Here is a 15,240-nt window from a genome sequence, read left to right as displayed (position 1 = left end):
GGCTGTGGGCCGTGCCGTGGCCGTCGCGGTCACCGTCGCCAGGGGCGCTGGCGTGACCGTGGCTGTGGCCGTCGCCGGGGGTGTCGCGGTCGCCGTCGCCGGGGGCGCTGGCGTGAGCGTAGGCGTGGCTGTCGCCAAGGGTGCCGGTGTGGCCGTGGCTGTGGCCGTCGCCGTGGCTGTGGGCCGTGCCGTGGCCGTCGCCGTGGCCGTCGCGGTCGGCACGGCAGTCGCCGTCACAGTTGGCGTGAGTGACGGAGGATCGATCCGCACCGGCGGTGGAAGCACTTCGATTATTGGCGCCTGTTCAGATGGCACTGGCCGGGTTGTCGATGTCTGCGCGCGCTGCGCTATTTCAGTTGCCGCCAGATCGGGCAGGTCGCTCGCCGGTGGAGCAAAGCTCAGATCGGCGGGAAATGGCTCGTAAGCCGATAAAGCTCGCGCTGCGTTGACAGGCATGAATGGTTCGTTGAATGGAGTGAGCAGCCAGAATGCGATCTGCATCACGCAGAATACCGGCAACAGAGCCAGCAGCAGCGCGGCGACAATCATCAACCGCAGATAATCCCGTCTGATGTCTGATGAGGTCTTATCTGCCGACTGCATGGCTCTGCTCGCTGGCGTAACGCAAACGGATCGTAAAAGTGCTTCCCTGCCCAAGCACGCTCGCCACTGCGATCGAGCCACCTTGCAACTCGATCAACTGACGTGTGATCGCCAGTCCCAATCCTCCTCCACGTTGGGCGGAATTGTTGCCATCAACCCGCTGAAATCGGGTAAATAAGCGACCGATCAGCTCTGGCGGAATGCCGGGACCAGTGTCACTGAACGCAATCCAGAGATCTTGCCCTTCAAGACCGGCGCTAATCAGCACCTGACCCTGCATCACATAGCGACGAGCATTGTCGAGTATCTGACCTATCGCATGCCGCAATAACTCCCGGTCAGCGATGACTGGCGGCAGATCATCAGGCAAAGCGAGCAAGATCTGCAAGCCACGCTCGCGAAACGCCGCTCGCAGCGGATGCAAGGCCGATTCAACGATTGGTGCCAGCGCAACCGGTTGCAGATTCACCTCGACCTGTCCGGAATCAAGATTTGCCACCATGATGGCGTTATTGACCAGTTTCGTCATAGCCATAGCGCTCTGCTGCACCTGTTCCAGCATGATGCGCTGTTCATCATTGCCAGCTTGCGCTCCCTGTCGCAACAGCAGATCGGTGTAGCCACGAATAATCGTTAACGGTGTGCGCAACTCGTGGGAAATGGTAGCGATAAAATCGGTCTTGGCCCTATCTACCTGAATCGCTGCGGTAATATCGTGAAAAACAATCACTTCACCCGAGAAAGTGCCATCAGCCAGACAAACAGGCGCTCTGCTCATTGTCAAAAACCGATTGCCGATGGAAATCACCTGTTCGGGCCGACCAAACAACTCTGAATGCGTATCGCTGCTATGCAGCGGGAGATCGCGCAGAAAGACATCCTTGCGCGCAGGCAACACCGGCTGCAAGAGTCGCTCAGCGGCGGGATTCAACAGCACAACCCGCCCTTCAGCATTGCTGACCAGCACGCCATCGCTGATCGAAGCGAGGATAGCGCGCCGCTGTTCTGCATCATATTGTGTCGCCTCGTACAAGAGCGCATTGACCAGCGCAACCGCCGTCATATGAGCGATAGTCTGCAAGTGTGGTAATATCGCCGGCGTGAAAGCGTCGGCTAACGGATGGGCAAAGATCAGCATTCCGATCGGCTGTCGCTCTTGTTGCAGCGTCACCGCAAGCGCGCCGGCCAGCCCAACCGCAGCAAGATTCGGATCCGTATACGGAACTAACTGCGCACTGCCGTTTACCGGCAGCGAAGTGAAACGATGCCTCAACAGAGCGGCATACCCGATGGGAGCCGCCGGGCGTAGACGAAATCGCCAGCCATCGGGTGTCGCAACAATGGCGATTGCTTCCATTTGTGGTTGTAAATCAGACGCGCTCACCGTCGCAATCTGTAAAATCGTCTCAACCCGCAACTCGCGATTGAGCTGACGGCTAATCTGATACAGATGCAGCAAATGGGCAGTCATCTGATTGAACGCCAACGCGAGACGCCCCAACTCATTCTCTTCAGCCACTGTGCTGCGCCGGTCGAGATCGCCGGCACTGACCGCTTCGGCCACTGCCACCAATTCATCGAGTGGCCGGGTAATGCGACGCGCTACCCAATAGCCGACCAGCACCGCCGCAAGTGCCAAAACCGCAGTGACGCCAACCACTGCATTCCGGCTGCTGGCCCATGCGCTGAGCACAAAATCGCGCGAGAGACCGACGCCAAAGTAACCATTTTGCGCGCCACGAATGAGCAACGGCGCATACACGAGCTGGTATTCGTAATCGCCAAATCTGGTCGTCGTCAGCAGCGAACAAGCTGGCACACTGACCCGCTCAACTGGCGTGATCAAGCGACCGCTTAAGTTGCCAATATCAAGACACACTCCACGCGCATTCAACCGGGTCAGCTCGTCAATCTGCGTAGCATCAAGCCGCAATTCGGGCAAAAAGCTATCAGGCGCAGTGGAAGCCAACAGATTGCCGCTACTATCGAACAATGCAGTCAATGCAGCCTGACTACGCTCTTGCAAGAATGCCAGGGTGCGGTCGAGCCTTTGGGCAACCAGGACGCCACCGAGTAACTGTGCCGCCTGATCATTGCTGGCGCGCGCGTAGACTGGCGCAACGGTGAAAAAGTGCAAGACCTCACTGCCATCAGGTTGGCGAAAGACGATCAGACCACTATATTTATCGCCCAATACCTCACCGGCCCCGATCGGTGTCTGCACTCCACCGAGAACATTCTCGATCAGCGCCAAACCTGACAAATCGGTACCCTCGTAACGCGCTGGCGCATTACCGTTTGGCGCTCGTTCCCAATCGAGCAAGGCCACACCCGCCGGATCGAAGATGATCAGGCGATCGGGCGACACATTCTCATTGCTCTGTCCAAGCGTCCACAGGCCCTGCAAAGCCTGCGCCAACCCCTCTTTGTCACGCTGCGCAATCGCGTCTACCACCGCTGGCGCGCCGGTATCAGCATTAGCGGCAGTAAAGATAATCTGGCCAAGGAACGCAATGTTGCTGATCTCGCGCAATGCCAGTGTCTCGGCGAAATTGCGCGCCACCTGACCGAGCTGGTTATTAAAACGCTCTTGCCAGCTCCCGGCGACCAGGGTAATGGCAATGCCAGAACCCACCAGCATGACCATCACCATCAGCGCCAGATAGGGGAGAATAATCGTATATTGAATGCGCGAGCGCAGAAGGCGTAGCAAAGGCCGCACGACAACACCCCCGGTTTCAATCGATGCTCATATGTGCGGCGACGACTCGCTGCCAGTATAGCTGATGGCAGCGTCTAATCATAGGGGTAATCGTTAACAGTTTCGTCATCTCAGCAGCGTTGGGAGAGACAGGTTCAGCGCGCAACCGGTAACGCAAATGCGAAGATACTGCCTTCACCTTCGCGGCTACGCAGCCAGATCTGCCCGCGATGCGCTTCAACAGCCAGCTTGCAGAAGGTCAGGCCAAGACCGGTGCCTTGGGATTTTTGATGCTGAACTTGCCCAAACTTCTCGAAAATGCGCGCGTGGAATTGTGGCGGAATACCGGGACCTTCATCGCGCACCCAGTAAATCAGCCACGTTCCTGCCGGCAATGCGGGCAATGACAAGGGAATGTCGATCTGCTGGTCTTCCGTCTCATCAGTAAGTGTCAGACAACGGGCGCCGATTGTTACCACACTGCCGGTCGGCGAGAATTTGATCGCATTATCAATCAGATTTTGCAGCACCCGCGCGATCTTCTCTTGATCGACTTCGATCGGCGGCAACCCAACCGCCAGATCCTGGATCAGGGTGATCTGCCGTTGTTGGGCATAGGCCGTCAAGCGCTCGATCGCCTTATCAACCACCGCATACGGCGACAATGGTTCGAGATTGAGGTTCATGCGTCCTTGCTCCATCTTACTGATGTCGAGCAAGGTGTTTACCATCTCAAGCATAGCCTGACTGCCCTGGTAGGCGATGCCCAGCAACTCCTGCTGTTGCGGTGAAATTGGTCCACCCAACCCGCGCTGCACCATCATAATGCCATTCATAATCGCGGTAAGCGGCGCGCGCAAGTCGTGGATCAACATGCCCGTATAGTCTTCGCGCAACCGGGCCAATTCGCGCTCTTTATCGATATTCTCGAACAGAGCGAGACGACCAATCTGCATCCCGCCGGCATCGAGCACCGGCACAATTGTATGGCGCAGATAACGACCTGGCCCATCCGCCAGTTCAATCTCTATCACCGGATGCGGCGCGCCGTCGTTAAGCCAGGCCGGCTCTGCCACTTCTTGCGCCCGCGCCAGCAATTCTGCAATCAGATCATCGAGCTGGCAGCCGAGCAGCGCTTCGCGCGACCGCCGGAAGAGCCGGGCTGCAACCACATTGCTGGCTACCACCACGCCGCGCATATCGGCCATCAAGATCCCGTCACTGGTCGAGTTAACAATTGCCTCGAATCGATCGCGCACTGTGCTCACCTGTTGGAAGAGGCGCGCATTCTCAAGCGCAATCCCGATAGTCGTGGCCATGCGGGTCAGGCGGATCGCTTCTTCTTCGGTAAAATAGCCGGTGCGCTTGTTCAGAAGCTCGATCACCCCGATTGTGCGTCCCTTAACCACAATTGGCACGCAGAGAATGGAATGGACATCATAGCCAATCCCATCACTCACATCGCGATAAAAACGCGGATCGCGCGCAGGATCATGCACAATCGCATACTGTTGCGTGCGAGCAACATCGCCAACAATCCCCACGCCTGGCGGCACCCGCATCCCCACCAGTTTTTCCTGTCCTCTCTCCAGCGTGATTACAAAGACCAGCTCTTCAGTCTCTGAGTCAAGCATCAGCAACGAACCGGCATCAACCTGGAAGAACTGGTTGATCTTTTCCATAACCAGAAGGTAAATGTCGTGGGGATCGAGCAGCGAATTAACCGCAGCCGCAATATCATTCAGCGTAGCCAGTTCAGCCTTGCGATGTTCTGCCTCTTCGATGGTGCGAAAAGCGGTAATAGCCGCCGCCAACTGGCTGGCCATCAAGCGGGCAAGACTCACTTCCGATTCGTCAAAGCGACGCACTTGATCAATCGTAGCGAACGCCAGCGCTCCGATCACGCGATCCTGCGCCACCAGCGGAATGACTAAGAGTGAGCGAATACGCGCTTCCGCCAGCATGCTCAAGACCTGCGCGGCAGTTGGCGCGCGGTCAGGTTGATTGAGCAGTTCGGCAACATCGGCAATTTGCAACCATTGCCGCTGCTGTAATGCGCGTTGAGTCAGCGGGAAATCGCGCAGCGGGAACGGCGGCGGTAACGAGACACGCGGCGGAAAGGTGCTGACCAGCGAGAGAGTCTCGCCACCCGCATCAAGCAGCAACACACCGCAGAGCGAAACGCCCAACCCCTGCACAAACTCATTGAGCGCCAGCATAAGCAACTCATCGAGCGTGGTTGCCGTTTCAATCGCGGTTGCGATTCGCAACAATCCTGCCGTACTCCGCTCTGATTGACCGATAACTGGAAAAGCCTCGCTCATTTCGTTACACACGCCGCCAGTCGGTAGACCGATACCGGTTCATCACCATTATGTAAACTTACCGGCGTCAACGGCTCTAGACTAAACTGGGCAGGCTGAATCGTCTTCAAAACCGAATCTGCGACCATAATCTCATCGCTGCGCGCCAACTGCGCCAATCGACGCGCATCGCGCATCGCAGCGCCCGTCCAGATCAGCATTGCCGAATGATCATGCTCAACCATTCCCACCGCCAGTTGACCGGTGGTCACGCCTGCCGCCATTGTCAGCTCGGCGCCAGTTTGCTGACACCATTGCAACCGCAGGCGAGCAATTGTTTCCTGCAACTGCCATGCCGTCTGCAATGCTCGCGCTGCGTCATCAAACCGCGGTCGCGGAAAGCCAAAGACGGCGCAGAAACTCTGCTCATTGCTCGCCACATAAGCGCCCTGCCGGCCATAGACAACCGCGCGACATTCCGCATGCAACGGCGCGGCAATCTGTTCAATCAACTGATGCGCTGTCAATCCGGAAACTCGCTCGATTCCGCGCAAACAGACATAAACCACCGTCACCATCAATGTCTGTGGGCGCACTGCCTGCATTAACATTGCTCGCTGCGCCACCAGCTCGCGGATCATCTCCGGGCCAAGATACAGACTGAGCACCTGACGGGCCTGAGCCTGTTCTAACGGTTCGATCAACCCCTCATAACGATGGCGCACCAGGATGGCCACTGCATGCGCAGCCAGCGCAGCCACCAGCGCCAGCGAACGCTGGCTGTAACGGGAGGGTGTGGGATCGGCCAGGGTCAAAACACCCAATGGCCGGTCGCCGTGGAACAGAGGCATTGCCAGCGCCGACCGCATCAATTCCAGACCAGGGGTCGGAATCCAGCGCGTATCACGCTCGACATCATCAATGATAGCGCCACGCCGCGCGCGCAGCGTCCAACCGGCCAGGCCGAGCTTCAGAATCGGCGCTGTGGCAAGGTTGCGCGGCAACATATCACCGCCACTCAGCGTGATTCGCGTCTTGATCGTCATCGTGTCAGGATCGATCAGCAACAGGGTGCCGTGGTTCGAGTCGGTCACTTCGGCGGCGATCCTGAGCAAATGCGCCAGCGCACGCTCGAGATCGGGTTGCTCGGCCACGTTATTCATCACCTGATCGAAAGCAGCCAGGCGACGCTGTTCGCGATCGACCCATTGCCGGTAGACCTGCGTTTGCAACGTGACCGTCAACAAGGCTGTAGCCTGTTCGATCAGATGCTGTTGACTCTCATTGAGCCGCGCATCGGCGCCGGCGATGATCAGGCACAACGCGCCCAACGGCACGTCTTGCGCCCACAGCGGCCAGCTTATCACCGTTAGCGCTATCGGCGCAGAGGCGGCCAGCAAACCGCGCATCTGCACATGTGGCAGCGTAACCGACCGTCGCTCACGCACCGCGCGCCCGATCGCGCTACCATTGATGTCGAACGTCACAGTGCGATCAACGTTCCCAACTCCCCAGGCAACCGTCGGTGTCAGCACACCACGCTCAGCATCGTGCAATAAAAGCACTGCGCCGCGCGCCGGCAGATGCTCGGCCAGACTCTCAGCGACCGCCGCAAGCAACGCTGCATAGTTCCCCGCATCGCGCAACCGCTCAGCCAGGCCAGCAATCGTCTCTGCGCGGGGCACGGCGCTGATCGCATCAGTCACAGTCTGGCGCAATCCAACCAGCGGATCGCGATCATCGAGCGGCGGTAGATCGGCATTCAACAGCCGCACCGCATGGCGACGCGCCTCTTCCAACGCATAACGCAGAGAAAGCCAGGCCGTCACCGACAATGCGATACCGATAACACCGCCGAAGAGCAAAGCGAGCGCCACTGTCAGTGGTGACGTTGGATCAGAGAGTTGCGTCACGAGCGCATAGAGCAAGACGCCGAGCGAAATCCCGCCGGGCAACGTCAACGCAAGGATGCGACGCAAATTACTGCGCGGTAGATACACGGAGACTCCACAGGACAGTGATCATTAACGCCTGATCAAATGAACGCAACGATATACCAGAGTTCTCACGTGTATTATAGCCGGTTTTGCAACCGGCGCGGCACAAATGGGTGTGTGGAGAGGTAGTGTCGTAGCTTGATTGAACTCGTTAGATCTGCCCAACACCGTAGACTCGCGCAGCGCTATCGTAACCGGCGAGATGCACAATTGAGGAAATGACCCTTTACAATTCCTTCCAAACCCCAAATTTGTCGATTACAAAATGTTTGCCCGACTCTACCTCGCTTCCAGGGGCAAAACAGATCCCGGCATGCGCGACAGACTGACCAGGGTAATTACCCCATTCCCGCCCTACCAGCGGCTCAACTGTGGCGCTGATGGGGGTATGCCTGACCAGTTGCATCGTTCGCTTTAATATGGATGGACAACTATCTTGACCTGCTCATGCTTGATAGTAATTGATATCCTGCGTATCGATCGCAACAACAATGTCAGAGTTCTGGTATAATACAATTACATAGATTATTCACAAAGTGTATTCAGTGCCTGTGAGTAATCAATACCCCACTTTTAAATGTATAGGTGCGCTAGAAATTAGTCATCCATCCTTCCGAGGACGGCAGGCTGAGTTGGACAAACTCGAGCAGGTATGCCGAAACTATCACGATGCTTTTTTACTGGTTTGTGGTGGTCTTCAGACTGGCAAGACAAGTTTACTACTGAGACTCAAGTCCAATCTGGAAAGGCATTGGCGCGATGGTGTACGGACTTGCTGGGTCGATTTTCAATCTCTTTCAGGCGCCAATCAATCACAAGTTTACCGCCACATAGCAAAAGAAGCGGAGAAGGTGTTGCCCAACTTACCAGAGACACCTGATAGTAACGAGACTGATGGCGCAGCTTTGATCAATTTTCTGGAACGTGCCCTTTCCTCAGATCAGGTAAAGCGTTTCGTATTGATCTTCGACGCATTAACGGCTCTGCCCGAAACTACCCGTACTGATCTTGCTTACGTCTTGCGTGGACTGCACACAAAACGCTTGACCAGTTCAACGCTTGCTAAAGTTCAATGTGTAATCGCTGGTGGCATCGACCTTTATGATCTAGTCTTTAGTGGGAAAGTATCACTTCGCAATATCTGCGAGATAGTTTATCTGGGCGATCTTAGTGAAGCAGAGGCAATTGATCTCATAGCAGGTGGGTTAAGCGTACTCGGCATAGCGCAAGCCCAGGGACACGAACCAGGCAAGGCAGTTTACGCCTGCGTTAATGGTCATCCATATCTCACCCAGAGACTGGGTGAAATGCTGGTCAATCAATACCAGGCAGGAGAGCAAGTCGATGCGCAGAAGTTCGATCAACTGGCATGGTCGCTCTTGACCAATGACTCACTCCTAAAAAGTCTGGAACAAAATCTTAGAACCCATAAACTCGAAGACGCAGCACTCAGACTGCTCAGCGTTATTCAACCCGTCGCCGATCACGCCCCCGACCATATCAAGAAGCTAGAACTGCTAGGCATTGCCCACCGCGCCGATAACTATTGGAGACCACGGAACTCGCTGTTTAGTGTTGCGCTGGCTAAATGGCTAGGTTTATCCCTTCCCACTCAAATGTCAGTGCAAAATGCAGCGCTAGTGGCCCAGCGAACAGCTCGTGTCCAGCACATTACCACTCTGCGCAACGAACGACAGGATATTGCTACGCAGCTTGAACGCTCTGTTATTTTTGAGAAACGGTCAGATTTGCAACATCGCCTGCGCGAGATAGAAACCAGCCTTACCCGAATTGAGCAATTGCGTGATCCGACTCTTCCTACCTGGTTCCCCGAATTTATCAAAATACCGGCTGGTCCATTCATTATGGGTAGTAATGGGAACGATCCATGGGCGAATTCTGATGAAATGCCACAACATCGATTAGAATTACCAGATTACTGGATTAGTAAAACACCCATCACTAACGCCCAGTTCCGGCCATTTGTAGAAAGTGATGGCTACACCAATCGAAATTACTGGACAGAAGAGGGCTGGGATTGGTGTCAGAAACGTCCGTTTGTTCAACCTGAGTATTGGGACAACCCGGAATATAATGGCGCTGATCATCCCGTGATCGGTATAAGCTGGTTTGAGGCTGTAGCCTATTGCCGCTGGCTCAGTGCGCAAATCGGCATTACATTTCGACTGCCAACCGAAGCTGAGTGGGAGAAAGCAGCGCGCGGACCGGATGGAAGGATCTGGCCATGGGGAGATAGTTGGGATCCAACAGCTTGTAACTATGGAAATCATCGGACAACCAGAGTTGGATATTATCGCATAGGCGCTAGCCCGTACGGAGTTCTCGATATGGCTGGAAACGTCTGGGAGTGGTGCGCAACAAAATGGCAGAAACAATACCCTTATCAAGTGGAAAATGAGTGGGAAGCGAACTATTTAAAGGGAAATGTTCGTCGCGCTCTTCGCTGTGGCTCGCATTCTTCCGAACATAAAGACACTCGCGGATCGCGCCGCTTGAATCTCCTTCCGCGCAATCGCCAATATACCATAGGATTTCGCATCGCCTGTGATTTCCCGATCTGAGGCGCAAAAGATGCACGGTGTAAACATATTCTCTCGCAATACAATAGCAGCTCTTATTTGTAATTGTCGGAGAAAGTACACACTATGCCATCAGTCGGTTATGGCGACTTGCCGGCGACCGAAGACGAACTGGGTTTTGACCCGGCGATCAAAACACTCACAAAGATCATTCAAGATGCTCAACAAGCTGACACACCGCTGACCATTGGCATTTACGGCCCCTGGGGAAGCGGTAAAACCAGCATGATGCGCATGATCCTGGAGAAACTGGATTATACGAAATGCGTCACTGTCTGGTTCGATGCGTGGCGCTATGCGCAGCAAGATGCGCTCTGGCGGACGCTATTACTGTGCGTCGTCGAGGCACTCCGTGAGCGAGTCCGGTACGATGATGGCTGGCTACGCGAATACTGCAAACTTAATGCGCGAGCAACATCCGAGCTGGAGCGCTTGCAAGAGGCTCGCACTGATATTAACCGTCAGCTCGACGATCTCATCGCCTGTCTCTACATTAGTGTAGAGCAGGAGGAGCCAGGTGAAATTCAGTTTCGCTGGGATCAGGCCGGAAAGCTAATAGTTAACATGCTGATTCATGCTGGCTTTCAATATATGCCAGTCTTAGGTAACATCATGGCCGCATTTGCAACGAGCGGTGAGCAGGCAGGTGATGAAGGCTATACGACAAATATATTAGATCTTTTTCAACGTGAACACACTCGTATCTATCGTGAAAAGATACAATCACTCGAACAGTTTTACGAAAAACTGAAAAAACTGATAAAGGAATTAGTTACCGACCTCGATCGAAAACTGGTGCTTTTCATCGACGATCTCGACCGTTGCTTGCCAGAACAGGCTATTGGGGTGCTAGAGTCGATTAAGGTCTTTCTTGACATACCGGGGTGTGTGTTTGTGATCGGAGTTGATCGCGAAATTATCGAACGTGGTATCCGCGTTCACTATAAGGATTTCGCCCTTGGCGAAACGAATGCAACCGCCCCCTTTCCGGTTGCTGAGCGCGATTACCTGGAGAAGATTGTTCAGATACCGTTTACTTTACCGCCACTGGCGCCACAGGTTATCAAGGGCTTCTTGCAAAAACAACTAAAAAAGGCAAAGGTAGAAGGTTTGGATGATCAAGAGATTGATCAAGTTGCTAATTTAATGACCGTCGGTCTGATTCGCAATCCACGTAAAGTCAAGCGAAGCTTCAATATCTTTCGCCTGCATCTCATGCTCGATCGCGCCTATGGTCGCCAAACACGGGTGGGACTGATCGCAAAGCTGACCATCATACAAACAGGATTTGCCGTCCTCTACGATCGGATCGCGCGCGACCCAATGCTCCTGCGCCACATCGAAAGTAGTATACTGGGTTTACCTGGCAGCACATCTGCCCCTCCAGAATTGCGTGATGAGCTCCGCAGCAAGGAGTATGAACGTTTGCGCGAGATGCTTCAGCAGGAACCGTTCTTTGACAGCCTCAGTGATGACGAGCTGCGTGAACTTGTTTATCAGAGCAGGATCACCGACGATAACCCGACATCGACAACATAAGTGAGAAGAAGGATCCTCCCCTGCTACCAACCCTTCACAGCGCGCATTGCGCCGCAGTTCTCACTCTTCGAATAGTTTCAATACTACGAATGGGGAAGAAAGATTGGGAGGAATTGGAGCGGGAGACGGGATTCGAACCCGCGACCTACACCTTGGCAAGGTGTCGCTCTACCAACTGAGCCACTCCCGCGCGGCACGCTCGCTATTATACACAATTTGGAGTATGTGTCAATCGATGGCGGGTGTTGTCGCGCGTCAACCGGCATGGTAATACCGCGCGCCGCATTGTATCTCGATAGAGCCTGTTTCGAGTACCATGAACAGGAAGCAGTTGGCGCTTTACCGGTAACGAATCGTTACCGCGCGATCTCGTTCAATGCTGGCGCAGGTATGAAAAAGATTCTGCTCATTCTCGATTTTTCCGGCACTCTCAGCCTGGAAGCGGTTCGTTTCGGCGCGCCGGCTCGCCTGGAGGCCGCTTTGCGAGATGCCGGACTGTGGACGCTTGGAATTGATGTTGCCCGGTATTGGGATGAAGTCGTTGGGCCGACCTGGATCGAGGGCAGTTCCACTCAGATCGGGCTAAAGGGCTTGTTGGCGCGCTGGCTGGAGGCGCGGGGCGTTGCGGCAACGCTGGCTGCGCGCAGGGCGGCCCGCTTTGTCCAGTCTTACATGGCAGCGTCGGAGATCGATCCGGCCTGGCAGCGGCTGTTCGCTGCGCTCCGCGCCGATCCCCGCGCAATCACGCTGATCGCCACCGATCATTATGTCGAAGCTACCAGACAGATTGCCCGCCAGATGGCAAAGCTGGGCTGGGCAGCGTTGTCTTTGCAGCTCCGCAATGGGCGCATTGCGCGTCGGCGACGCAATGCGCTCGTTGCGCCGCCAATGGCACTGATTGCCAATTCGGCGGAACTTGGTGTCGCAAAGGCCGAACCGCTCTTCTGGCAGCGGGTGCAGGCCGGATTGCGCGCCGCGCCGGATCGGATCGTAGTCGTTGATGATTTCGGCGCTAGCGAGCAGGCGGATGATAGTTACGCCGATCCGGCGCGAGTCGAGCGCCGGCGTCGGCAGACGATTGCGGCGCTTGAGCAGACCTTTGCCGCGCCGGTAAGTACAGTCTGGTTTACGCTTGCGCGCCCGGTTGCGCAGACAATCGACGAAATTCTTGCGCTCGTTGCCGACGCTGACGGTGTTTCTCGCCAGAATAATTGACCGGCATGCAAACGGGGCGGCTCGATGGCCGCCCCGTAACAGCCGACGCAACCCGACGGCTTAGAAGTCCATGCCGCCACCCATACCGGCGCCAGCGCCAGCCGCCGGCTTCTCCTCAGGGATGTCAGTGATCAGAGCCTCGGTCGTCAGGATCATCCCCGCAATCGAGACCGCGTTCTGCACGGCGCTGCGGGTCACCTTCACCGGATCGATGATGCCCTGCTCGATCATGCTGCCATATTGACCGGTCAGCACGTTGTAACCGATGGTCTTGTCACCCTTTTCCTCTTGCATGCGGCGGACGTTGGCGATAATGACCGAACCATCCTCACCGGCGTTGCGGGCCAGAATGCGCAGCGGCTCTTCGAGGGCGCGGCGCAGGATTTGCAGACCGACCTTCTCATCCTCGTGGGCCACCTGCACGTTGTCGAGGGCCGGGATAGCGTTGATCAGAGCCACGCCACCACCGGGGACAATACCCTCTTCGACGGCAGCGCGGGTCGCGCTCAGCGCGTCCTCAACCCGGTGCTTCTTCTCCTTCAGCTCAGGCTCGGTCGCGGCGCCGACCTTGATCACGGCCACGCCACCGGCGAGCTTGGCCAGGCGCTCTTGCAGCTTCTCGCGATCGAAGTCGCTGGTAGTGGTGGCAATCTGGGCGCGGATCTGCTCGATGCGGGCGCGGATTGCCGCCTCATCGCCGCGGCCTTCGATGATGGTGGTGTCATCCTTGGTCGCGATCACCTTGCGAGCGCGGCCCAGATCCTCGATCGTCGCGCTATCGAGCTTGCGGCCAATCTCCTCGCTGATCACGGTGCCACCGGTGAGGATCGCAATGTCCTGCAACATCGCCTTGCGGCGGTCGCCGAAGCCAGGCGCCTTCACCGCCAGCGCATTGATCGTGCCGCGCAGCTTGTTGACCACCAGCGTCGCCAGGGCTTCGCCATCAACGTCTTCGGCGATGATGACGAAGTTCTTGGTCACCTGCAACACCTTCTCGAGGACGGGCAGGATTTCCTGAATGCTGCTGATCTTCTTGTCGGTAATCAGGATATAGGGATCGTCAAGCTCAGCCTCCTGCCGCTCGACGTTGGTCACCATGTAGCCCGAGATGTAGCCACGGTCGAACTGCATACCCTCGGTGTATTCCTTCTCGAAGGTGACACCCTTCGACTCTTCGACCGTGATCACGCCATCCTTGCCGACCTTTTCCATCACTTCAGCGATCAGCTCACCGATTTCGCTATCGGCAGCCGAGTTGGTCGCCACATGAGCAATGTCGGCGCGGTCACGCACCGGAACTGCGCTAGCCTTGATTGCCGCAACCAGCGCCTCGGCGCCGCGGTCGAGACCACGCTTGAGCAGCATCGCATTGGCGCCCGCCGCCACTACCTTCAAGCCCTCGGTCACGATCGCCTGAGCCAACACGGTAGCAGTCGTGGTGCCGTCACCGGCAACGTCGTTGGTCTTGGTGGCCGCCTCCTTGAGCAACTGCGCGCCCATGTTCTCGAAGGGATCCTTCAGATCGATCTCCTTCGCCACGGTCACGCCGTCGTGGGTCACCGTCGGCGAACCAAACTTCTTGTCGATCGCCACGTTGCGGCCACGGGGGCCAAGGGTGGTCTTAACTGCGTCGGCTACCAGATCGACGCCCCGCTTGAGCGCGCGGCGCGCTTCTTCGTTGAAATACAACTGCTTTGGCATAGGATCTATAATCCTCCACTGAGAATAGCGCCATTAGCGCGAGGTTGCTACTCCTGAACGATGCCCAGAATGTCTTTTTCCGCCAGGATCAGATACTCGACATCATCAAGCTTGAACTCGGTGCCGCTGTACTTGGCGAAGATCACCCGATCGCCAACCTTGACACTCATCGGGATCAGCTTGCCGTCGTCATCCCGACGACCCTCGCCAACCGCCAGCACCGTGCCCTCCATAGGGCGCTCTTTGCTGGCGGTATCGGGCAGGAAAATACCGGTCTTGGTCTTCTCTTCACGCTCAACCGGCTTGACCACCACACGGTCGCCAAGAGGTCGGATGCGGAAATCCGCCATAGCTGCTATCCTCCGTTCGGTAATACAATTCCAACGGTTTGCGAAGGTTCCACTGGTTAGCACTGTCATTTCAAGAGTGCTAATCCGCTGGTAATAGTACACAAGATCGGGCGGTTTGTCAAGTCAATGTTAGCACTCATCGCAGACGAGTGCTAGCCACGAGCAACCTTACGATCGGGCAATCCTACCGCAGAGAACGCAGAGGGATGATTGCCTATCGCCTCTCACCTA

At 56.1% G+C, this 15,240-nt stretch carries 8 protein-coding genes, 1 tRNA gene and 1 pseudogene; 3 read left to right on the top strand and 7 right to left on the bottom strand.

What is annotated here, in order from left to right; all coding sequences use genetic code 11:
• From Q0650_RS05430 to Q0650_RS05415, 4 genes and pseudogenes are all read right to left on the bottom strand, one after another.
• Nucleotides 1-603, bottom strand: a pseudogene (locus Q0650_RS05430) (hypothetical protein); the annotation flags it as partial.
• On the bottom strand, nucleotides 587-3,325 hold the full coding sequence (locus Q0650_RS05425) for an ATP-binding protein (protein ID WP_298816685.1): 2,739 nt from the start codon (nucleotides 3,323-3,325) through the stop codon (nucleotides 587-589). The gene Q0650_RS05425 and the pseudogene Q0650_RS05430, both read right to left, overlap by 17 nt.
• 134 nt (nucleotides 3,326-3,459) lie before the next feature.
• Complete coding sequence (locus tag Q0650_RS05420; protein ID WP_298816684.1) at nucleotides 3,460-5,628, bottom strand: GAF domain-containing protein; 2,169 nt, start codon at nucleotides 5,626-5,628, stop codon at nucleotides 3,460-3,462.
• The gene (locus tag Q0650_RS05415; RefSeq protein ID WP_298816682.1) at nucleotides 5,625-7,607 is read right to left on the bottom strand and encodes a GAF domain-containing protein; all 1,983 of its coding nucleotides are present in this window, start codon (nucleotides 7,605-7,607) and stop codon (nucleotides 5,625-5,627) included. Before Q0650_RS05415 ends, Q0650_RS05420 begins: the two co-directional genes overlap by 4 nt.
• Before the next feature lie 533 nt (nucleotides 7,608-8,140).
• Between Q0650_RS05415 and Q0650_RS05410 the strand changes: the two genes are divergently transcribed.
• Together Q0650_RS05410 and Q0650_RS05405 are read left to right on the top strand one after the other, a co-directional pair.
• On the top strand, nucleotides 8,141-10,186 hold the full coding sequence (locus tag Q0650_RS05410) for an SUMF1/EgtB/PvdO family nonheme iron enzyme (RefSeq protein ID WP_333691927.1): 2,046 nt from the start codon (nucleotides 8,141-8,143) through the stop codon (nucleotides 10,184-10,186).
• A gap of 84 nt (nucleotides 10,187-10,270) precedes the next feature.
• A complete protein-coding gene (locus Q0650_RS05405; RefSeq protein ID WP_298816678.1) occupies nucleotides 10,271-11,743 on the top strand; it encodes a P-loop NTPase fold protein in 1,473 nt (490 codons plus the stop codon).
• 114 nt (nucleotides 11,744-11,857) lie between these two features.
• On the opposite strand, the gene Q0650_RS05400 is transcribed toward Q0650_RS05405, so the two are convergent.
• Nucleotides 11,858-11,933 (bottom strand) — tRNA-Gly (locus Q0650_RS05400).
• Nucleotides 11,934-12,133: 200 nt separating this feature from the next.
• On the opposite strand from Q0650_RS05400, the gene Q0650_RS05395 reads away from it, so the two are divergent.
• Complete coding sequence (locus Q0650_RS05395) at nucleotides 12,134-12,958, top strand: hypothetical protein (protein ID WP_298816676.1); 825 nt, start codon at nucleotides 12,134-12,136, stop codon at nucleotides 12,956-12,958.
• A 60-nt stretch (nucleotides 12,959-13,018) separates the two neighbouring features.
• Here the strand turns inward: Q0650_RS05395 and groL are convergent, their stop codons facing one another.
• Together groL and groES are read right to left on the bottom strand one after the other, a co-directional pair.
• The gene (gene groL / locus Q0650_RS05390; RefSeq protein WP_298816674.1) at nucleotides 13,019-14,659 is read right to left on the bottom strand and encodes a chaperonin GroEL; all 1,641 of its coding nucleotides are present in this window, start codon (nucleotides 14,657-14,659) and stop codon (nucleotides 13,019-13,021) included.
• 47 nt (nucleotides 14,660-14,706) lie between these two features.
• Complete coding sequence (groES, locus tag Q0650_RS05385; protein WP_298816672.1) at nucleotides 14,707-15,009, bottom strand: co-chaperone GroES; 303 nt, start codon at nucleotides 15,007-15,009, stop codon at nucleotides 14,707-14,709.
• Nucleotides 15,010-15,240: the final 231 nt, after the last annotated feature.

The sequence above is a fragment of the uncultured Chloroflexus sp. genome, from assembly GCF_937129525.1.
In the GTDB taxonomy this organism is placed as follows: domain Bacteria; phylum Chloroflexota; class Chloroflexia; order Chloroflexales; family Chloroflexaceae; genus Chloroflexus.
Note: the sequence above shows the minus strand (reverse complement) of the source record. Positions and strands in the feature narration are given on the sequence as shown.

Excerpts from the sequence above, each read along its gene's own strand:
- Q0650_RS05420 (WP_298816684.1), bottom strand. The coding sequence starts at position 5,628 with ATGAGCGAGGCTTTTCCAGTTATCGGTCAATCAGAGCGGAGTACGGCA.
- Q0650_RS05405 (WP_298816678.1), top strand. The coding sequence starts at position 10,271 with ATGCCATCAGTCGGTTATGGCGACTTGCCGGCGACCGAAGACGAACTG.
- Q0650_RS05395 (WP_298816676.1), top strand. The coding sequence starts at position 12,134 with ATGAAAAAGATTCTGCTCATTCTCGATTTTTCCGGCACTCTCAGCCTG.
- groL (WP_298816674.1), bottom strand. The coding sequence starts at position 14,659 with ATGCCAAAGCAGTTGTATTTCAACGAAGAAGCGCGCCGCGCGCTCAAG.
- groES (WP_298816672.1), bottom strand. The coding sequence starts at position 15,009 with ATGGCGGATTTCCGCATCCGACCTCTTGGCGACCGTGTGGTGGTCAAG.